The organism is Ignavibacteriales bacterium, assembly GCA_026390595.1.
Lineage (GTDB): Bacteria > Bacteroidota > Ignavibacteria > UBA10030 > UBA10030 > UBA9647.
This window is the reverse complement of sequence record JAPLFQ010000025.1, coordinates 13,126-33,042: the sequence shown is the minus strand read 5'-3', so window position 1 is coordinate 33,042 and position 19,917 is coordinate 13,126. Positions and strand designations below refer to the sequence as shown.

Annotated in this window: 18 protein-coding genes and 1 tRNA gene; 8 read left to right on the top strand and 11 right to left on the bottom strand. The window is 51.8% G+C overall.

Annotated features, from left to right (window positions below):
* Positions 1-137 precede the first annotated feature (137 nt).
* Both NTU47_14120 and NTU47_14115 read right to left on the bottom strand, forming a co-directional pair.
* Positions 138-776 (bottom strand): T9SS type A sorting domain-containing protein, encoded by a 639-nt coding sequence (locus NTU47_14120; GenBank protein MCX6134944.1) that lies wholly within the window; start codon positions 774-776, stop codon positions 138-140.
* Between the two features lie 66 nt (positions 777-842).
* Positions 843-2,114, bottom strand: coding sequence for a T9SS type A sorting domain-containing protein (locus NTU47_14115; protein MCX6134943.1), 1,272 nt, complete (start codon positions 2,112-2,114; stop codon positions 843-845).
* A gap of 808 nt (positions 2,115-2,922) precedes the next feature.
* Between NTU47_14115 and NTU47_14110 the strand changes: the two genes are divergently transcribed.
* The 6 genes from NTU47_14110 to NTU47_14085 all read left to right on the top strand — a co-directional run bounded on the left by NTU47_14110 (position 2,923) and on the right by NTU47_14085 (position 6,997).
* Positions 2,923-3,393, top strand: a complete 471-nt coding sequence (locus NTU47_14110) for a dual specificity protein phosphatase (GenBank protein ID MCX6134942.1) — start codon at positions 2,923-2,925, stop codon at positions 3,391-3,393.
* On the top strand, positions 3,378-4,295 hold the full coding sequence (locus tag NTU47_14105; GenBank protein ID MCX6134941.1) for a diacylglycerol kinase family lipid kinase: 918 nt from the start codon (positions 3,378-3,380) through the stop codon (positions 4,293-4,295). The genes NTU47_14110 and NTU47_14105 overlap by 16 nt, the downstream gene beginning before the upstream one ends.
* The gene (locus NTU47_14100; protein MCX6134940.1) at positions 4,288-4,929 is read left to right on the top strand and encodes a phosphatase PAP2 family protein; all 642 of its coding nucleotides are present in this window, start codon (positions 4,288-4,290) and stop codon (positions 4,927-4,929) included. Before NTU47_14105 ends, NTU47_14100 begins: the two co-directional genes overlap by 8 nt.
* A 388-nt stretch (positions 4,930-5,317) precedes the next feature.
* Positions 5,318-5,794 (top strand): hypothetical protein, encoded by a 477-nt coding sequence (locus tag NTU47_14095; protein ID MCX6134939.1) that lies wholly within the window; start codon positions 5,318-5,320, stop codon positions 5,792-5,794.
* A gap of 98 nt (positions 5,795-5,892) precedes the next feature.
* On the top strand, positions 5,893-6,180 hold the full coding sequence (locus tag NTU47_14090) for a hypothetical protein (GenBank protein MCX6134938.1): 288 nt from the start codon (positions 5,893-5,895) through the stop codon (positions 6,178-6,180).
* Between the two features lie 604 nt (positions 6,181-6,784).
* Positions 6,785-6,997 (top strand): hypothetical protein, encoded by a 213-nt coding sequence (locus tag NTU47_14085; GenBank protein MCX6134937.1) that lies wholly within the window; start codon positions 6,785-6,787, stop codon positions 6,995-6,997.
* Between the two features lie 64 nt (positions 6,998-7,061).
* On the opposite strand, the gene NTU47_14080 is transcribed toward NTU47_14085, so the two are convergent.
* From NTU47_14080 to NTU47_14070, 3 genes are all read right to left on the bottom strand, one after another.
* A complete protein-coding gene (locus NTU47_14080) occupies positions 7,062-8,237 on the bottom strand; it encodes a DUF3095 domain-containing protein (GenBank protein ID MCX6134936.1) in 1,176 nt (391 codons plus the stop codon).
* A gap of 93 nt (positions 8,238-8,330) precedes the next feature.
* Positions 8,331-9,848 carry a phosphodiester glycosidase family protein gene (locus NTU47_14075; protein ID MCX6134935.1) on the bottom strand — a complete coding sequence of 506 codons (1,518 nt, stop codon included), beginning with the start codon at positions 9,846-9,848 and terminating at the stop codon, positions 8,331-8,333.
* A 123-nt stretch (positions 9,849-9,971) separates the two neighbouring features.
* Positions 9,972-10,045, bottom strand: a tRNA-Arg gene (locus tag NTU47_14070).
* Between the two features lie 258 nt (positions 10,046-10,303).
* Between NTU47_14070 and NTU47_14065 the strand changes: the two genes are divergently transcribed.
* Positions 10,304-10,495: a hypothetical protein gene (locus tag NTU47_14065; protein ID MCX6134934.1), complete on the top strand. Its 192-nt coding sequence runs from the start codon at positions 10,304-10,306 to the stop codon at positions 10,493-10,495.
* Positions 10,496-10,965: 470 nt separating this feature from the next.
* Here NTU47_14065 and NTU47_14060 read toward each other — a convergent pair whose 3' ends face one another.
* From NTU47_14060 to NTU47_14050, 3 genes are read right to left on the bottom strand one after another with little or no spacing between them, the layout of a single operon-like run.
* Entirely contained in the window at positions 10,966-12,066 is a 1,101-nt protein-coding gene (locus tag NTU47_14060; protein ID MCX6134933.1) for a hybrid sensor histidine kinase/response regulator, read from the bottom strand.
* A gap of 60 nt (positions 12,067-12,126) precedes the next feature.
* The gene (locus tag NTU47_14055) at positions 12,127-12,864 is read right to left on the bottom strand and encodes a hypothetical protein (protein ID MCX6134932.1); all 738 of its coding nucleotides are present in this window, start codon (positions 12,862-12,864) and stop codon (positions 12,127-12,129) included.
* Positions 12,865-12,883: 19 nt separating this feature from the next.
* The gene (locus NTU47_14050) at positions 12,884-13,654 is read right to left on the bottom strand and encodes a T9SS type A sorting domain-containing protein (GenBank protein ID MCX6134931.1); all 771 of its coding nucleotides are present in this window, start codon (positions 13,652-13,654) and stop codon (positions 12,884-12,886) included.
* Positions 13,655-14,086: 432 nt separating this feature from the next.
* Here NTU47_14050 and NTU47_14045 point away from each other — a divergent pair, with 432 nt between their 5' ends.
* Positions 14,087-16,456 carry a PAS domain S-box protein gene (locus NTU47_14045; GenBank protein MCX6134930.1) on the top strand — a complete coding sequence of 790 codons (2,370 nt, stop codon included), beginning with the start codon at positions 14,087-14,089 and terminating at the stop codon, positions 16,454-16,456.
* A 112-nt stretch (positions 16,457-16,568) separates the two neighbouring features.
* Here the strand turns inward: NTU47_14045 and NTU47_14040 are convergent, their stop codons facing one another.
* The 3 genes from NTU47_14040 to NTU47_14030 form a co-directional block, all read right to left on the bottom strand.
* Positions 16,569-17,144, bottom strand: a complete 576-nt coding sequence (locus tag NTU47_14040) for a transposase (protein MCX6134929.1) — start codon at positions 17,142-17,144, stop codon at positions 16,569-16,571.
* Positions 17,145-17,295: 151 nt separating this feature from the next.
* On the bottom strand, positions 17,296-18,678 hold the full coding sequence (locus NTU47_14035; GenBank protein ID MCX6134928.1) for a sigma-54 dependent transcriptional regulator: 1,383 nt from the start codon (positions 18,676-18,678) through the stop codon (positions 17,296-17,298).
* Positions 18,679-18,792: 114 nt separating this feature from the next.
* Positions 18,793-19,905, bottom strand: a complete 1,113-nt coding sequence (locus tag NTU47_14030; GenBank protein MCX6134927.1) for a response regulator — start codon at positions 19,903-19,905, stop codon at positions 18,793-18,795.
* Positions 19,906-19,917: the final 12 nt, after the last annotated feature.

Sequence of the window (19,917 nt, the reverse complement as noted above, 5' to 3'; positions counted from 1 at the left end):
GTATATCAGCCGTTCGTTTAAGGGAAGACCTCCACAGAATAAATATCCACAAACAAGTTTGAGCCGATGAGAACTAATGATGATCGCTGAATCGAAAACGGTCACGAATGACATCTAGCCAAGCCTGGTCAGAACTTCTATCTGAGCAGGAGCATTTTCTTAGTTTGCACGAATTCCTCGACCTGCAGTCGATAGAAGTATGTGCCGCTTCGGACGTTGGAAGCATTCCACCGCAGTTGATAAGTGCCAGCTTCCTTCAGGTCATTGACGAGCAGCGCAACTTCTTGGCCAAGGGCGTTGAATATCCTGACTAAAACCATCGTGCTCCTTGGAACCGAGTAGCTGATTGTTGTGCTCGGGTTGAATGGATTGGGGTAGTTCTGAGCAAGCTCAAGTTGACTCGGTATGACGTGCTGGTCAGAGACTAAGTCGGGTGGGAGGAGCCTCCAGTACGTCGAATCACTTAAGCCACCGGGATCTGAAAAGACACAGATGATGGTAACTGCCGAGCCGTGTGGGTCTGGGGCGGACAAGAGAAGATAAGAGCTGTCACTTCCAGACTGAACGATAGAGCTGTTTTGCTTCCAAGTGAAGGTAAGACCATCACCGTCAGGGTCATAGGCGCTGACAGAGAATCTGATCGGTAGGAATCTTGTGTCTGCGAATACCGGACGATGAGAAACGAAGACGGGTTTGTGATTAACCTGCGCCTGCGTTTGTGCGCTGATCAGAACACAGATCGTAAAGAGAGTTACGATTGATATCGACAGTTTCATATGATAACACCTGTGTTGCTGCGAAAGCGGTGACAGCCTACGTTTATTCAGCATGGCGTGGCAAACTCACCTGAGCAAGATCATTTTCTTCGCCTCCAACAACCCTCGTGCTGAGCCTGTCGAGGCATCTCCAGCTTGCAGTCGGTAGAAGTAGATTCCGCTGGGCATCCCAGAACCATCCCACTGCACTTTGTAGACACCCGGTTGGCCTATTTCATTCACGAGTGTGGAAACCTCTTTGCCGAGAACGTCAAATACTTTCAGTGTCACCAATCCGACGGCTGACAGCCGATAGCTGATCGCCGTCGTTGGATTAAAGGGGTTGGGGTAATTCTGACCCAATCCGAATTGTGCTGGTATCGAATTGTCTGCTGGTTCAACCGAACTTGTTTGACCCACCGTAAATTGCCTCGCCTGCGACCACGCCCCCCGAACGCCGTTGGAGACTGCGGAAACATGCCAGTAATATTTGGTCCCGTAATTCAAAGGGCCTACGACTTGAGAGCTGGCCGAGGTTGTGTCATCGAATACAAACGTCATAAACGACGAAGTGTATGGGGAGACCTGGACGACATAGTAAGTTGCTCCCACAGTTGGAATCCATCGGAGCATCGGACTAGCAGAGACGTTGATTGCACTGTCAGCCGGGGAGATGAGTGCCGGCGGTTCTCCTGGATAACTGATGCCATTTATTTTGGCGCCGAGAAGACTCCGCGAGGACCCCTCAGGCCACAAGGCACCAATAAGTCCAATGCCCTCGGCCAGTTGTTCCTGAATCGTTGAATGCGCAAATGCACTGTCTACTGGACTGTAGAAATTGACAAAGAGGACATGGGCTCGCCTGCCAAGCACCATCCGGTATGTTGATGAATCGAATCGCACGTTCATGGTTCCACGCTGCCAGACTGTTCGCGAAATATCACTCAATCGATACCAGAGCTGCGGAGTCCCATAGTAGGTATCGAACCTATAGACATCACCGCTTGAGTCAATTCGTTCGAAGGTCAGTGCCGAACTCTGATAGCGGTGCGAAAGCCTGTGCGTGACCGCATACGATCTTCCCTGGAACGTTGTATCACCGAGGATCGAAGCGGATATAGTGTCTGCTGCTTCGCTCGCGAAGTACGAAAAGTCACGGTATACCCAGGCGTTTCCCTTCCCGAGCGGGTAGAAGGCGTGCATGGTGTCCACCTGAGCCAAAGCGCCCGGCGCACGGCTAAAGAACAGGAAGAGAATAGCCCCTGCGATCCATTCCACACGGATCAGACGGGGCGGCCCGCGAAGGTTTCGTAACCTACCGGTACACAGATGCTTTCTGCTGCCACGTTCCAGGTTCATACATTCCTATGTATCACGATCGTGCGGCGGATCCGTTCTATGTCTTGCTGGCTTCAAAATAAAGGTCTTCGCGATCATTTGTCATTCTGTCTGATCACGGAGGAGCAAAGGCAACAACACAACTATGGACAAAACACACAGCACAATGTATTAGAACATACCGATGATTGCTTTGAATCGTAATCGCCCGAAAGGACGAAAAGAGGGTTAATCCTTAATAGAGAGGATCTCCCCCGCTGTTCGTTGTCATTTGGTCATCGATCTCGTTACCTTGTTCATGTAACGCATCCATCTTCACGGACAACATTCGGGGAATTAATCCAACCGGTTCTCCCCATTTTGCTTTGCGCCCGTCGCGGTTGTATCTAACCGCCCCCGAAAAAGAGCTTCGGGGCAGGCAAGACCGCAAAGAGACGACAAGAGAGTTTTTGAAATGATTTCTATCGAGATGTTTTCTTTGCGGTTCTTTGCGCTCTCGCGGTTGCATTCTATACTTGAAGGGGCGCGAGGAGGTATTCGAAATAAGTGCTACAGCGGGGTTGCCCACACTTTGAGAACGATCATTGGCAATTACTATCCAACGAGTTTAGCGTCCCCTCTCGAGCGTTGGCTCGTGGGGCGAGAGAGGGGTGTGTGCTCTTGACCGGCAAGCTGCAAAAAGTAAGGCACACACCCCTTCCATCCCCTCTCCCACTCACACAAGCAACCGCACAGAGGGGACTGTTCCAGCTTTGAGAAAGAGCAATTACAGTGACAATCCGAAGAAAAAACGTCCCCTGTAGCGGCAGTAAAATAACATTCAAACAAGATGATAGACATATCGAGGATTACCGACTATCTCTACGTGGGTTCCAGAGTCGGGAAGGAACATGCCGACGAATTGAAGGTGCTCAGTTTCAACCTGATCATCTCCATGATTGGTCAACTGCCGCCTGACGAGATTTATACACGTCCCCCCTTCAAGACTTTGTGGGTCAAAACCTATGATACGTTTCTTACTCCCATCACGGTCAAAAAACTGCTCGTGGGAGTCGAGGCCGCATTGCCAATCATCCAGGACAAGGGCAAGGTGCTGGTATTCTGCATGGAGGGGAAACGGCGAAGCGTTGCAATGGCAGCCGCCATCCTTATCAGCATGGGGCATACCGTCGAACAGGCGACCGACCTGTTGACCACCGCCCGAAAGATAGCCGATCCAAGACGCTGGTATATCCGAAGGCAGATCAAAGCCTTTGAACGATACTGGCAGAAACGAGAATCGCGATGGAAAAAACAATAAGAAACATCCGCGTCATCATCAATCCAGCCGCCGGAAAAGACGAGTCCATGTTGCCTACCATCAATGCGTCCATGAAAGAGGCTGGTATCAAGTGGCATGCATCAATTACCCACGAAGCGGGGGATGCGATCCGGTTTGCGAAGGCTGCCATCAGCGAACGAATGGATGCCCTCGCCGTGTACGGCGGTGACGGCACGCTGATGGAAGCGGTTAGCGGCCTCATTGGATCAGAAATTCCGTTGATTATTCTGCCCGGCGGGTCTGCCAATGTCATGGCCACGGAACTTGGCATACCCGCTGATCTTAGAGAAGCCTGCGCCCTCATCAGTCAGGTTCCGCAGACAATGAGAGCTATTGATGTTGGACAGTTCGATACGCGCTATTTTATCACAGCAATGAGCTTTGGATTTGGGGCGGACCTGGTCAAGGGGGCGAACCGTGAGAGCAAGAACAGGATGGGCATCTTCTCCTATTTTCTGTCAGCAGCAGCGGCTTTTAGAAAGTCCAAGAGAGCCATCTATCACCTGGTAATCGACGGACAAGAACACAAAGTGAAGGGCTTCACATGCTTGATATCGAACACGGGAAATCTTGGATTCAGCAGGATATCGTACGACAAGCATATTGATGTCAGTGATGGATTTCTGGATGTCGTTGTTGTCCGCAAAGCAAATCTAGGTCTGTTGAAGCTGATGGCAGTAACGCTGCTCAAGCGGGAACGTCCGCACAATGTGGAGTTGGTAGCGCACTGGCAAGGGAGAGATATCAGGGTTTCCTCAAGCCCAAAACAGACAGTCCAATGCGATGGCGAGATGTTGAACCAGAGTTCTTTTCATATTACTGTCATTCCAGGGGCGATCAATGTGTTAGTTCCCAACAAGAAGGGGAACTCTGTTGAATAAGCGTTTGCTGGCTCTGTATGCCTTCATCGTGATCAGTATCATTGGGCTGACGGTTTTTGTTGTACTGAATCCGGCTTCATCATTCGATCTCGAGATTACACGGGCGATACAGAAACGAAGGAGCTGGGATCCGACGCTCTTGATGAGATTCATCAGCATTTTTGGCGATGCTGCCGGTGTATTTCTTTCGATCTTTGTACCTGCATTGCTCTTCTTTCTCACCAATCGGAAGCGAGAGGCTGCGTTCACTCTCTCTGTCATCATCCCGGATCTATGCAATGTGTTGGTGAAGATAGTGATCGATCGCCCGCGGCCATCATTGGAAGTTGCCAGGGTGCTTGCGCCTTTTACCGAGAGCGGTTTCCCCAGTGGACATGTTGTTCATTATGTCGTGCTGTTTGGTTTTCTCATAGCGGTAATGATCGTCGACAAGACCATTACTTCGTTTTGGAGAATTTGCGTTGGCCTCTTTTCCGCCTTCTTAGTCCTCAGTGTCTCAATCTCCCGGATTTATCTTGGCGCTCATTGGGCCACAGATGTTATCGGCGGCTACCTCTTCGGCGTTGCTTATCTGGGGATATTTCTCCACTACTATTTCAAAGGCCCCAAGTTCAAACACCATACAAAAGCCTGAGTTTCGGGCTGCCCATCCGAACTCCCCAGATTTCTCTTCTTCGTTCAACGCGTTAGGCTCCCTTCATCCGTCAGATTCCTTCCGTTCCTGCCGGGAATTCGACGGTCCGTCCCCTTTTAAGGAACAGTGACCAGCGTTCCGCAGCACTCCGGGGCCTAAACTGATGAAGGCCTGCGATCATGCCCGCGTTCGGGATTAATCCCCTTTCCATCCCTTTGTGCTATTACGTTTCACTAATCTCTTTGGTAACTCATAGAGGGTACAGTTCAAGACAGACGATGACCCAGCCCTCTCTTTTCCCTCCGGTTGTCTCTACAGATCCCGGCTGGAAAAGAAAGCACCACAGTTGGACATGAGTTCGTCAGGCGTCATGAAAGGACATTCTGGTATGAACAAATCTAAGCTCGGTTTCTTTTTGCTTTGTGCTGCGATATTTGCGGGAATTGCGATCTCCACCCTGGGTTGTGCTGGCATGGGACTCATGTATGGAACTGTCAGCGTCAACATCATCGACCAGCCTCTTTGGGGACCGACAGGGTACGATCGCGCGGATTACTATTACTTTCCGGATATAGACTGCTACTACTCTGTTGCCGAACGACAGTATATCTATTGGGACGGGTCTTATTGGAGATATGGCGCGTCGCTGCCGCCCGGCTACGCAACCTATGATCCATACCGCTCATATAAAGTGGTAATCAACGAAGACAAGCCTTATCGATACAATGAGAGTCATAGAGCAGAATACAAAGCATACAAGGGGAAAAAGGATCAACCGGTGATTCGCGACAGCCGCGATCCCAAGTATTCCGGGAAAAAGGAACGTCCCGACCGTGACAACGGGGAAAAACAACAGAATCATTGATTTGCTCTTCAGCACGCAGATCAAGGCAATCCTCACAACCTTGTCGGCTTTGGCGGGTATATCATGCTTGAATACACCGAAAGGATACAGGACTTCAAATGAGTCACTATCAAATGTCTGGTTCAGGACTTTACGATTCAAACTTTCATCTCATTGCAAAGTCAATGGGGGAAAGTCTCTTTGACAATGCCAATCAACGAGTTGGTACGCTCCGGGGGGATACTCTCTTCGACCTTCAAGACAGGAAAATGATGAGTGTGCGCGGCTCGGATATCTACGATGCGTCCGACAAGAGGGTCGCTTCACTATCGGTCGTGAAGAAGGCAATCCAGGGAGTTGTTGAGGGGGTCATGACAACCGCCATGTGGTATTGCTTCATCCGGTGAAGCGGGATCTTGCTGGTCCCTTTCGCTCGCGTGGACATCAACGGTCTGCGGAGGGGATCTGTACACGGTTTCGTTGGCGGTTACGTCAGATGTGAGCTGGAATCACCAGCGGTGCAACAGAGGGAGCGGACGATGAAAGGTTACTTCTCTTTAGCTTTCGTTTTGATTCTATGCCTGAGCTCGTGTACGGACCAATCGGGTTCATCGATCGCGATTGATATCCTCCATTCACCAGTGATCACGAATACTACGAATAGCTTCACTTTCAGTATCGATGCCAGAGGGTATTCCGACAACAGTAATAGTAATCTTAGCTTTCTTTCAGATTCACTGGTTGTCACTCTTTCATCCACCAGCTATTCGTCCGGGCAGGCGATTATTTCTGTCAGTGATGTGTCAAATGCCACGATCTTCTCCGATACGGTCAGATCGAACAAAACGATTGCCATCGCACATCTCAAGACGACGAAGCCAAGGCTTTGCCGGCTTCAGATTTCCAATTTGACGGCAAAGCTCGCGTTCGCGGTTGTGGGTCAATAGAAACAGGGAGTGTCTACATCGGAAGCACCGCCAAGCCAGAGTGCTCATTCTGGAGGAAGGAATCATGAACAATAACACACTCAAACCGCATACGCTGGTCTTTGGAAATGAAATTGACCGGTGTCCTGATTGCCGGCATGTTTGGACGGACGACGCTGAGTGCCACTACAACGACTGCCGGTATTTCTCCCTTGATCAGGAAATGGAGGTCGAGGAAGATGGCTTCGTTTTTCAATTCTCGACAGCGAAACTGCCTGCGACCAATTTCGCTGCATAGGTCACCAGTCAATCAGGGCCAGGGAGTCAATTGAAACCTGGGCATGTTCACGAACTCTGAAGCTTCATCCGTTCTCTTTCATCCATTTGGCTGCGGTCGCGTATCCGCCCCCCGAGGCATCCACGAAATGAACGTGTGAATACTGCCGTTGTCTCACAAGACATGTCATGATGGCCGACGTCGACACGTGGATACCGTACGACACTTCGCCGGCCCGCCTGAGCCCATCGAGATACTCCTCCAACGCTTTCCGTTTCGCACTGTTCCCTGCAAGAACCAGACGAAGATATCCATCGAATTTTCTGAAATCTGTGTTCCAGACCAGATCCTCTTTGTACCTGATCCACTGCGTCCGGCCGGTTCGTACGCCTGCCAAGAAGAACAACCATCCAAAAACAACCTGTAGTCGCTGACGAATCCCGTAACGGAATTTTTGCGTGACGTCCAGGTTCCACGTCCTGACACGCGCTTCGTGTCTGAGTATGAAAGCCGAAAGCGAAACATTCAGGCGGTCTTTCGTGATGGGTCTGCAGGCGTTGGCATCTCCATAGATTTCGGTGATTTTCATGAGCGCTCGCTTGTAGACACGCAGGGTTTGTTCGAGTGGGGCATTCGCCCGCACGATGACAGCTATAGTTTCCTCTTCAGGACTCTTGATCTCGTTCCAGCGGCACTCAAGACCGGAGAAATCCGCCTCAGCATTTGCGTCGGGACTGACGACGTACTCATCAGGAAGTTCCCCGAGTTTCAGTAGTTCTTCAGCATAGTGGGCACCGCCCCCAAAGAATGCGCACTGGTCATAATGCGCCGAAACCCGTTGACGGGCAACGAGGAGCTGCTGACCATGCTCGCGTAGAAACGAGGCTGGGACAAGAGCGGCGCGAAGCTCGAGTGCGAAACTCTGTAGGGCCATTGCCGCCGTCGCTGCGAGGGCTTTCGCGGCTGTCCCGGAGGCTGAGAGCGGCAGGCAAACGAGTGCACCGTCCCCTCCGAACACATAGGGGAGGTCGAGAGGTTTCAGAGCGTTCGTGATGGCTGCGATGACAGAGACGCCGACTGTGTTCACCGCCTTGTATTCGCCGGCAGCGATGGCACCGGTAGAATTCACGACGTCCGCTATGGCAAGGCACCAGTTGTCCGGTAACGGCCGATAGTTCCTGGAATCGGTGAGTTCATCGAAGTGTTCGACCGGCGGGAGTGAAGCGTAGAAGTTCTCTGAATTGTCGATGTCTTTTTTCATACCCCATCCCTACTCTCAAACCGAAGAACAACTATTTGGCAGGTTGCCTGCATTTGTTCCAACATCGTACCGGCCGGAACGAAGATCAAGCACCTATTGCAACAAGACCATCTTCTTGGTCATCGCCGAACCTCCGGCACGGAGCTGGTAAAGATAAACTCCCGTCGAAACCGCCTCACCCCTGCCGTCTCGGCCATCCCACCTCACCGAGTGGCTTCCAGGTGCCTGAACCCCATCGACCAGGGTAATGACTTCTCTCCCCAAAACGTCATACACTTCAAGCGTTACAGAGCTAATAGCTAATAGCTGATAGCTGATAGCTGTGGCGGGATTGAACGGGTTTGGGAAGTTCTGCGAGAGCGAAAACGCTGCCGGCAAGTCCTGGTTCCTGATAGCTGAGGTCACCTGTCCTGGCGCGGTAAGAAGAAGACAGTTGCCAACAGGGCGTTCGCCGGTCGCATCGGAGGGGACGTTCATTATCGCCCCTTCAAGGACGAAGGTCGTCGATCCTCCGCCATCAAGATTCAAGCCCTGATAAACCCCCTGCGCAATCATGATATCGGCAAATTCGTACAGCGTCATGCCTACGCTTGTTGTTTGTCGGCCGTCCACGGCAAAGAAATAGACGGTTGTGCTGTCCCTTGAAAAGCCAACGCCGCTTCGCGGGTTTCTTTGGGATGAGAAGGAAGGAAAAGTACCTTCGATGGAATCGGTCATCCCCCCGATGTTTTTCCCGTTGAGGACGATTCTCGGCCAGCCGCCGACAAGCGTTCCCGGAATACCGGTGTTCAGGTTGGTGCCCAGCCAGAGTTTCACTGTATCACCGACGCTTGCGGTTGTCATCCCATGTTGGGGAGAGAGGTTATATCCGGAAAGCACGAGCGTCTCAGTCCCGAGAGCAGAACTTCCTGAGGTCGACTTTCCTGTCACGAACGCATAGACAGTATCCATCCTTCTCTTGAAGGCGTGCAGGCTTACCTCGTTGATAGCCATTTTCACGGTGTCGGTTGGCGTCGAGGGTCCAAAATAGCGGTTGAAGAGCACAACCGTGTTTGATTTCGGCGCGTCATTGACACCGAACAAATCGATGGCAGCTTTCTGCCCGATGAATGCTTTGCCGGAAAATTGGAACCTCTCAAGCAGTGGCTTGCGGTCGACGGTAAGAGCGAACTGAGAATGGATGTTGTCGAAGATATCGTTCGGAGACCCGGTCATCTTCGTCCCTTTGACGAACTCTTTCTCGATGACACAGTTGTTCTCGTTCTCGCCGGTTGTCAGACTGAAGAAATCAGCATTCAGCGCAGCAACCACTGTCCGGTCCGGCGTTTCGTGCCGACGCGCGATCGACGTGGTTTTTTCTCGGCCAAAAAGCCGGTCGAATGCCCTCGACGCTGTAATTTCAAGCTCGGCGTGTTTGAGGTCGATCTCGAGAACATAGATTCTCCAGGGACCGCTTGCGGGAGCAAGGTAGTAGTATGTGACTCCCGGTCGGACGACGCGGCTTGCCAACACTTCATGCTTCTGGGGGGCGCCGATGGAGCTCCTGGAGCCCGTGTGCAGTCCGGCGCTCGAGTGTCCACAGAGAAACACAGCAAGCAGCGCGATGGCCACTGCCTATCAATAGTCATGCCGACCGCGACGAAACCACAATCGACAATCGGCATTCGACAGTGCTCATACAAACCGTGCCGTTTCTCAATCGACAATCGAAAATCGGCAATCGACAATTCCTTGCGACCCCGGCGCGACTCAAACGCGCGACCTACAGCTTAGAAGGCTGTTGCTCTATCCAACTGAGCTACGGGGTCAACTACCGCCTATCTTCTTCGACGCTTAGTCCCGACTCAAATCGTCGGGATTCTGAAAATGGCAGCCACTCACAAACAGCGTTCGTGGGCCATTTTCGAAAAGGCTGTTGCTCTATCCAACTGAGCTACGGGGTCGTTCAAATTACTTCATTTTCCACGATTCTAATCTCCCCCATCTCACCAAGAATCCAAAAAACCTCGATGCATGGTAAGATTTTATACCAGCTCGTATCCGCTGGTATAGGCTCGTGTTAGTAAATGGTAAGGACATTTTTCTCGACTCGCAATCCCTTCATTCCAGCAGCTGATGATAACGGCATCGTCTGCCCTAATCATCACGTCGAGACGGATCGGAGCAATTCTGCAAAACCAGGGAAGGATACGGTTGGCTACGCGGGATTTCTCAAGGACAAACAACTCCGAAAGTACTCGCGGGCAGAATATCCGTAGCATTTGGTTGGCTTTCGACGGGCAGTCTCAGCGAGAAAGCATCTCGGTCTCGATAGCAGTGCCGAAGAACCAGAGCCCGACTAAAACTCACTTTCTCGCCTTCACATTATCCATTCGTGCAGTTCCATCGGGCGGAATGCTCAAGAGAAAGAGGACTGGCAACGTTTCCAATAACGTGCCCAACGCGCTCAACCTCATAGTTCTCTGCCTCAGAGAAATCCATCATGGCCTGCTCGATACGCTTCGCTGACATCTCAATACAGCTTAATTGCCCGAGGATGGAGGGATTGCCAGCTAAGGACCGCTTCGCGCCACAGAGAGTGAGAGAAATAGTTGCCAACGGATTGTTAATTCTGTGCTGGAATCCTTTTACAACTTCATGCATAGTGCTGAGTTGAGTCTGTCTTGTTTCCAGCTGCCTCAGGTTAAGGATCCTCGCCTCTCACTGCTGTGCAACTTCGTCTTCTCCACTACTGCGAACCGGCAACCGGCAGATGCACTTCAACGCTCAGCCCCTGTCCAGATGTATTTTCAAATTCCATCCGACCCCCATAAAGCTCAACAAGGCGCTTGGCGATTGTGAGACCCAACCCGGATCCTTGCTGCTCGTACGCCGGTCTGTCAAATTGAACATACGCGCCCAGGTTCGTGATTTGGTCGGCGGTCATTCCACGTCCACGGTCCTTCACTTTCAGAACAAAATCGTCCCCTTTGACAGACGTCGTGACCGATACTTTGCTCCCGGCAGGCGAAAATTTGAAAGCGTTGTCGACCAGTTCGTCGAATATCTTCTCAAAGTGCATTCCTGAGACGGCCACCTGGCTCTCCGACAAGTCGAGCTCAAGATCATCCACGCGCCAGTTCTGCTCTGCCTTTTTCCGACTGGTACAACGGATGAGCATCGCGGTCTCCTGGAGCTGCGAGGATTTCAAGAATGCCAACTTCTCCTCGTCAGCGCCGATGACTTCGATCTGCGTAAACATCACGAAATTCTCCAGCAACCTCTGCAGCCTTTTTCCCGACTTGTACAGCAACTTGCCACACTCAACGATTTCGGTTCCTGAGAGCTTGTCCCCGTCATCACGAATGATCTCTGCGAAACCGATGATGCTCGCGAGCGGAGTCCGAATTTCGTGAGGCATTGCAAGCCTGATGCTCGACCGGAGTTGCGAGAGCTTCCTCTCGGCCTCGTCTGTATTTTCCTTACGCTTCGACAAGCGCGAATCGACAGCGGCCAGAAGCTCATCACCCGTGAAGGGCTTCACAAGAAAGTCATCAGCACCGAGAGACATACCTTTTCGCATCGTCTGCTTGTCGGAAAGTCCCGTCACGAAGATAAAGGGGATCGTAGCGTTGGCGGGATCCATCCGGACTCTTTCGATGAACCCGAATCCGTCGAGATTGTCCATCATCACATCGGAAATAATGAGTTCGACCGGTTGATTTTGCACGATCTCGAGCCCCTTTTCACCATCGCCCGCCTCCAAAACAGTATATCCGGACTGGCGCAAAACGCTGCTGATCATGCTTCGGTACATTTCTTCGTCGTCGATGACAAGAATGGGATTCATGTGATTCTCCTTGGTAACAGTCTCAATGTAGCCTTTTCTAGAGTTAATATCAGGACAGTATCAACCATCCACGAATTCGGACGATCTCATGGCGATAGGGGCCAGCTTGCCCGCAGATCCATCCGGCGGACCGAATGAATGAACGTTCTGGAAGTTCCTGAATGTCTTGAGCTTCTGTATAGGTGTCTTTCCTTCCAACCACGGCACAAATCTGAAGTTATTGTGGAAGAAAAGAAATTGGTTGAGATCTCTCTGTAACTCGTACGCCGAGGCAGGAAAGTTCTGATCTGCGGACGAGCCCCTGAATTGCATTTTTGAAGTGATCGAGAAGAGGGCGTCGCTCGAGTGGTTCTCGACGAACGAATGCGCATAGCCCTGCTCTCCTATCAATGCGGGGAAGTCACGATGCGGCCGATGATCATTGGGATTGTGGAATGGCATCCCTTTCCGCGTTCTGATTTCCGAAATCGTGAATGGGAAGCTGTGTGCCACATATTCTACAAAGGACAGCGCTGCCGCAGACGTCATCGCCAAATTCACCTGTGCAACCTGCAAATACGTGGTGGCGTCAATGGCCGAGAAAACCACGGGCTGCAGTCCGCTCAGCCGCATGGCCAGCTTCGTCGTGTGCAGGTGGACAATCCGTCCGGGTGACGGCGCGACCTGATCAATCACAGATGCTATTCTGCTCAGATACAACCGTCCGGTGTGCGACAATTCCGAACAGATGCTTTCGAGTGCCACCGGTGTTGGATGATCAGGAACAATCGACCGAATTTGTTTCCACGGGATAGACATAGGGGGTATCCTTCCAAATTCACTTGGCCAGAATCATCTTCTTCGTCGCAACCAGGCCATCGACCTGCAATCGGGCAAAATACATTCCCGAAGCAAGCATTGGGCCGCGGACAGCGCCGGCATTCCACTGCACGGCATACCGGCCCTCAGTTTGGTATTCGCTTACAAGTGTGTTGATCAAACGCCCGGCGACATCGTAGATTACCAGTCGCACATTTGCTGGTGTGTCCAGTTTGTAGGAAATCGTTGTAGATGGATTGAAGGGGTTCGGATAGTTCTGTTCGAGTGCGAATGTCGCGAGTTTCACTTCGTTGCTTTCCTGCCTATTCCAGGCCAGCATCCCGGCAGAGACCTCAAGATATTTGGCATTTGCATCGCAGATTACCACTCCAGTCAAGAACACTCGAACCGTGTCCGCCGTTGAAAATGTCCTGAGCGTGAAAGACACTTTTCCGACGGCGCCTTCACCTGTCGGCAACGACGAACGATACGGAGCCAGAATCACAACATTGAGTGTCGAATCGTTCTTGAGGTATTGATAGAATTCCATTCCTGCCGCGATGGACCGGTCAGTTCCTTCGTATGCCTGCAGCATGGCACCACCTCGGGTATTGATCGAGAATTGGAAACCCGCAATGGCATCGGTGCTTGTAAGCTCAACCGAGATGACATTGTTCGAAGTTCTTTTCGGGATCAGTGTGTTGCCTGCGAGAGCAGCATGAATCTGGAGGGCCAGTAATAGAGCAATCACCGCTGTGAATCGATTTCCATGTCTTGAGCGTCCGAACATTGTCTTCTCCATCTTGCTGTTTGATTTGCTGCAGCGAGAAGTGCATTGTGAGTGCCAGACTCATCTGGCCGCAACTGCGGAGAAGCCCGGCCTCTGCAAGTGGCGGGATGACAGCGGGTAAGCAGACAATCATGACGCGAGGCAGAAGAACAACGGGGAAGTCAAATCGCTGAAATATTTACAATCGCACAATCGATGACGAGGTGGGGGTGAGAGGCCGTGTACACGTGTCAGCGGCATGGATTTTGGAGCGCCAAAGCTTCTGAGAATCTTCCTTGACTCATTGCTCTGTTTGAAACAACCGAGGAGTTCGATATTGTAACTTCTACATCTTCAGATGGGCCGTCATGCCTCATTTCGCTTGAAATATGCCGGTTTCTCTTGGTACTTCATTTGCGCTCTCTGTGCCTGACCACACAGAGGAGCACGATCATGACAACGGCAATCTACGCTTCCAACGTTCTTCCCTACCTCCGACCTCAATCGGGGCGCTCCAATCCAGAAGAGAAGCAAGTGGCTTTGGATCTGCATAGCGGACCCAATTTCCAGATGCTCATGGAATCAATCTGGACAAACTTCTCCGATGCCATGAGGGTCACAGACTCGGAAGGCGTGATCGTGGCGGTAAACGATGCATACTGCCGATTCGTAGGGATGCAGCGTGGCGAACTCGTCGGGAAGCTGTTTACGGTCGTGTACAACCAGTTGACCGACCGCTCGCGCTCACTCGAGAGCTATTGCAAGAGATTCAATGAGAGAAGCGTGGAGCCATTGATGAACCGTCAGGTCAACCTGGCTAGCGGAGCGACCGTAGATGTCGAGACCTCGAATTCTTTCATCGAAGGACACGACGGTGAAGCGTATAACCTCAGCATCTTTCATGACATTACAGAGCGAAAGCAGATGGAACAGGAACTGGAACGCGAACGTGGATTGCTGCGCACAGTCATTGATAACTTACCTGACCGCATCTTCGCGAAAGATTCCGAAAGCCGATTCATCATCAACAATCAAGCACATATCAAGGGCCTTGGCACACATTCACAATCAGATGTAGTCGGCAAGTCAGATTTTGATTTTCGCACACGCGATGTGGCGGAACGGATGTTCGAGGACGATCAGATGGTGATCCGCTCTGGAAACGCTTTCCTCGAGAAGGAAGAACGCCTGGTTGATCGGTCAGGACGTCCGACCTGCTTTTCGGTCACCAAGGTGCCGATGAGAGACGCTCACGGTAATGTCATCGGCCTCGTGGGTATCAGCCGGGATATCACCGATCGCAAAGAAGCGGAAAAGGCACTTGAGGAAAGCGAGCGGAAATATCACGACCTCTTTAACAATGCAGTGCAGGGGATATTCCAGAGTACCGTCGATGGCAAACTCATCTCGGCAAACTCAGCCCTTCTCATGATGTTGGGGTATGACACTCTCGAAGAACTTGCCTCGTTGAACCTCGCTGATTTGTATGTCAATCCCGACTTGCGAAACGCCCATTCTGCGAAGCTTACCGAGCAAGGGTCCTGTTCAAACGTTGAGCTCACTCTCAAGCGAAGGGACGGCACTGTTATGATTGTGTTGGAACATTCACGCGCCGTCAAGGACTCAGCGGGAGTTGTCGTGGCGTTTGAAGGCATTCTTGAGGACATCACGGAACGAAGAGCCCTCGAAACCCGGGTGCAGGAGCACCTCGCCGCTCTCAAGACATCACAGGAGACTCTTGCGGAGTTGAACGCTCAGAAAGATCGCTTGTTCTCGATCCTCTCGCACGATCTACGGTCGCCGTTTACGAGCATTCTCGGCTTCTGCGAGATTCTGCAAAACGAAGGCGAGTTCCTGTCCGATGTCGAACGCAAGGAATTTCTCGGCCACATAGAAAACTCCGCGAAGAAACAGCTGGAGCTGTTGAATAAGCTGCTCGACTGGTCACGCCTCGAAACCGGGCGGATCAAATTCGAAGCCAAAGATGTCGACCTTTCCGCCGTCGTCGCCATCAGCGTCACTTCCCATCTGGGAACGGCAAAGAAGAAAGATATTACCCTGCGATCGACACTTCCACCTCAGATGAAGACGAGAGGGGACGAAATGATGATCATGCAGGTGTTCAGCAATCTGATCAGCAACGCACTGAAGTTCACACCCGCGGGGGGCGTTATCAGCATCGATTTGAATGAATCGAGCGATGACCAGTGGCTGCTCGCCGTAAAAGATACGGGAGCGGGCATCCCAAAGGACGATTTCAAGAAGTTGTTCAAGATCGAAGAGAAATACACACGGAAGGGATTGGCTGGCGAAGAGGGAACCGGGCTCGGCCTGTCCGTTGTCCATGAGATCGTGAAGAAACACTCAGGCTCGATCACAGTGGAAAGCGAAGTCGGTACAGGCACAACATTTCTCGTTCGATTTCCAAAAATGATTGAGAATGTCGTGCAAAGCGTATTAGTTGTTGATGACGACGAAGGGATACGCGCGCTGCATTCACGGTATCTCAAACGCCAATTCCCCGGATCGCAAATCCTCCAGGCGTGCGACGGAAAGGAAGCCCTTGAACTCGCGAAGCGGTGCCATCCGCGTATCATTCTCACCGATTACTCCATGCCTGAAATGAACGGGTTCGAATTCCTGAACCTCTTGAGACAAGATGAGACAACAAAAGACATCCCCGTATTTGTGATCACAGGTAAGGATTCGACTGCCAGCAAGGAAGCGATGACTCTCAGCGGCGCTGCGGCCGTGCTCACGAAACCCGTCTCGCGGCTGGAACTTCAGGAGGCAATCGAGAAGGTTATGGCTGATAAGTTGTGAATCGCCTGAGAGAAGTCCGTCAAATGTAGAAGTCCGTCAGATGTAGAAGTCCGTCTTCTTACTACGCACAAACTCGGTGAGAAGACGGACTTCTTACTTGTGGGACGGACTTCTACCTGGACTCGTCAAACAGCCTCCCCTCGATTTCGGCCCTCATCCTCTCCTCAGCTGCATAGTCCATCACAAAGGCCTGATACTGCGGGCCAGATTCAAAATTCATCGATCTCACCTTCACACATCTCTTCTTGCTAGGAGTAGAGTCTGAGATCCACTCACGATAATCCGAATATTTCCATTGCTCAGGACAATCCGCCAGGTGAGCCCTGACAGGGTTGAGGTGGATATAGCGACAAAGATGAATCAGATACTCATCGCTATCAATCAACTTCGCCTTTGTATTGCCCTGGTAGAGATACCCGACTCGACCATGCCACGTGTTGAATGCCCGGACATATGATGTGGTGAACGCTCTCAAGACATTCGAAAAGTCTGAAGTACCATCGAGTAATACGATTGCATGGTAGTGATTGGGCATGAGAGCGTAGGCAACAAGTTGTGCGGGAGGTCGGTCACAATACTTGCGTAAGCGCCGAAGGAAGAACGCGTAGTTCTCCGGTTCGAGGAATATCCGATGACCGTCGTTTCCACGATTGTAGATATGGTAGTAGTTGTCGGGAAGGTACTTCATCGCTGCCAGAAGGTAGGAATAAGCAGCGCTTTCTGCTCGGAAAAGAGTTGGCAGAAAAAGACGGGGAGAAGTCCGTCCCGTGTAGAAGTCCGTCTTCTTGCTGAGGTTAAACTCGGCGAGAAGACGGACTTCTTACATGTGGGACAGACTTCTACTTCGGCTTCTTGAGGCGGTAGGACCGTATTTTGCCATAGAGCGTATTGATACGAATACCCAGGATCTTAGCGGCAAGTTCCTTGTCCCAGTTCACCGAAACCAGCACAGCCTCCACGTGCACTTTCTGAATATCGAGCAGAGAGATCGCTGATCCCGCTCGCGGTCCCGTCGAACTGAGACTCGGAACCGGCTCCCCTGCTGAGGCAGAACGCAGCGGCATGGCCAGATCGTCAAAACAAATTACGTCATCCTGCGATAGTATCACGGCACGCTCGATCACGTTTCCCAGCTCACGCACGTTGCCCGGCCAATCATATTTCATCAAGATTTCCAGCGCTCGTTCTTCGACTCGCTTCGGCTGCCGGGCTCCCGCATGAAATCCGAGGAAATGATCGACTAACGCGGGAATGTCATCCTTACGCTCACAGAGCGACGGCACCTGCAGAGTAATGACATTCAGGCGGAAGAGCAGGTCTTCCCGAAACCTTCGTTCCGTGGCCTCCTGGCGAAGGTCGCGATTGGTTGCCGAAACGAGCCGGACGTCCGATTTCAAATTCACGTTCCCTCCCACACGTCGAAACTCGCCTGTCTGCAGGAAGCGGAGAAGCTTCGGTTGAATCGACAGCGGCATCTCCGCAACCTCATCCAGAAAGAGAGTCCCTCCATCGGCTATCTCGACCAATCCCTGTTTCTTGTTTGATGCATCGGTAAATGACCCTTTTTCGTGACCGAAGAGCTCACTCTCGAGCAATGACTCGGGAATTGAAGAACAGTTGACCGCAAGAAATGCCTGGTCTTTTCGCGGACTGTTGACGTGGATGAACTCAGCAACGAGTTCTTTGCCTGTGCCACTTGCTCCCTGAATGAGAACAGTGGAATCAGTCGATGCGACACGAGAAGCGAGATGCATCATCTTGAGAAAGGACTTGTTTTGTCCCACCATGCTTGTGGGTAACACACTGAGAGCAATCTGCCGCTTCAACCCTTTGTTCTGTATCACCAGCCGCTTCCGCTCAATTGCTCTTTCGATCAGAGCAAGAAGGTCGTCGGTATTGTATGGTTTCGTAATGTAGTAGTACGCACCGAGCTTCATGCATTCCACCGCAGTCTTGACTTCATGAACGGCGGTGAGCATGATTACCTCTGTATCAAGATGCTGGTCCTTGATGAACTTCAGCACCTCAACGCCTCCGAGATTGGGCATCATGACATCGAGAAGCACTAGGTCAAACGGAAGGGTTTGCAGCATGGTAATCGCGATGCGGCCATCCGCAGCCGTATTCACGTAGTAGCCTTCAATCTCAAGGACTTTTTTCAAAGGCTGTAGGATGGTCTCTTCGTCATCGACGGCAAGGATGGAAATCGAGGGTTTTTCCAACGCGCACCTTTTCAATAATGAATCAGTTAATGTATAATTATCGTCCCAGAAGCCATCTCGGTGGAGAAGTGACCGTCACCCCAATGATCACCGACAATAGGTGACGGGCACCCCCTACTCCTTTTCGTCCAGCGTTTCCCGAATGGCTTTCAGGACTTCTTCCATCCGATAGGGTTTGGAAATGAACCGCCTCACACCCGACTTGAGGATTTCCGATTTCTGCCCCGGCTCGATGTACCCGCTGGCCATAAGAGCCCGAACGCCCGGTTTCGTTTTTTGCATCAGCTTGAATGCGTCCCAGCCGTTCCTTTTCGGCAAGCCCATGTCCGAAAGCAACAGGTCAATCTGATTCTCGTGTTCGCTGAACCGGTTGACCGCCTCCACACCATCTGACGCCGCGATGACCGTGTATCCATGCAGCTCCAGGAGCTTGGTGAGAAGGTCGCGGAGAACGTCCTCATCTTCAACGACAAGGATAGTCTCCGTGCCCCCCGGCAGGTCCTGATTCTTATCCGCGGCTTCCGCGGTTTTCAGGATAATACCTTCGGCAACAGGAAAGAACAGGTGGAACTTCGTCCCTGCGCCCGGCGTGCTCTCTACATCGATGAATCCATTGTGCGCCTGGATGACGCCGTACACAACCGCCAAGCCCAATCCCGTCCCCTTTCCCTTTTCCTTTGTTGTGAAGAACGGCTCGAATATTCGCAGCCTGGTCGCCTCATCCATCCCGGTACCGGTATCAGATACACTCACTTGTACATAGTGACTCGAACCCGCTTTCGGGAAGCGCGACGATACATCACGTCCCAGGGCCAGATGCGTCGCGATGATAAGGGTTCCTTTGCCGTTCATTGCATCGCGGGCGTTCACACAGAGGTTGAGCAGTGCCTGATGAAGCTGGGTCGGATCCATGGAGACCACGGGAATCGTTTTGTCGAGCCGGAGCGTCACCGTGATCATTTTGGGGAACGTCTCTTCAATCATCTTGGCCAATTCCTTGGCTGCCGAGTTGATGTTCACCGGCTCGAGGGCTGCCTCAGTTTTTCGTGCGAAGGTAAGAATCTGGCGTACCAGCGAAGCGCCGCGCTCCACTGCCTTGTTGATTGAAAAAACGCTCTCTTCGAATTGGACTGTGTTCTCTCTTGTCCGCTCCAGTAACGCCAGTTGGCCAAGAATCATCCCCAAATTATTGTTGAAATCGTGCGCGATACCGCCCGCGAGCGTCACAATGCTGTCCTT

Bases quoted from the DNA above. Each gene is read 5' to 3' on its own strand.
- NTU47_14080 (MCX6134936.1), bottom strand. From the start codon at position 8,237: ATGAAAAAAGACATCGACAATTCAGAGAACTTCTACGCTTCACTCCCG.
- NTU47_14040 (MCX6134929.1), bottom strand. From the start codon at position 17,144: ATGAAGTACCTTCCCGACAACTACTACCATATCTACAATCGTGGAAAC.
- NTU47_14115 (MCX6134943.1), bottom strand. From the start codon at position 2,114: ATGAACCTGGAACGTGGCAGCAGAAAGCATCTGTGTACCGGTAGGTTA.
- NTU47_14085 (MCX6134937.1), top strand. From the start codon at position 6,785: ATGAACAATAACACACTCAAACCGCATACGCTGGTCTTTGGAAATGAA.
- NTU47_14105 (MCX6134941.1), top strand. From the start codon at position 3,378: ATGGAAAAAACAATAAGAAACATCCGCGTCATCATCAATCCAGCCGCC.
- NTU47_14045 (MCX6134930.1), top strand. From the start codon at position 14,087: ATGACAACGGCAATCTACGCTTCCAACGTTCTTCCCTACCTCCGACCT.
- NTU47_14060 (MCX6134933.1), bottom strand. From the start codon at position 12,066: ATGAATCCCATTCTTGTCATCGACGACGAAGAAATGTACCGAAGCATG.
- NTU47_14065 (MCX6134934.1), top strand. From the start codon at position 10,304: ATGGTAAGGACATTTTTCTCGACTCGCAATCCCTTCATTCCAGCAGCT.
- NTU47_14110 (MCX6134942.1), top strand. From the start codon at position 2,923: ATGATAGACATATCGAGGATTACCGACTATCTCTACGTGGGTTCCAGA.
- NTU47_14050 (MCX6134931.1), bottom strand. From the start codon at position 13,654: ATGTTCGGACGCTCAAGACATGGAAATCGATTCACAGCGGTGATTGCT.
- NTU47_14095 (MCX6134939.1), top strand. From the start codon at position 5,318: ATGAACAAATCTAAGCTCGGTTTCTTTTTGCTTTGTGCTGCGATATTT.
- NTU47_14090 (MCX6134938.1), top strand. From the start codon at position 5,893: ATGAGTCACTATCAAATGTCTGGTTCAGGACTTTACGATTCAAACTTT.
- NTU47_14055 (MCX6134932.1), bottom strand. From the start codon at position 12,864: ATGTCTATCCCGTGGAAACAAATTCGGTCGATTGTTCCTGATCATCCA.
- NTU47_14120 (MCX6134944.1), bottom strand. From the start codon at position 776: ATGAAACTGTCGATATCAATCGTAACTCTCTTTACGATCTGTGTTCTG.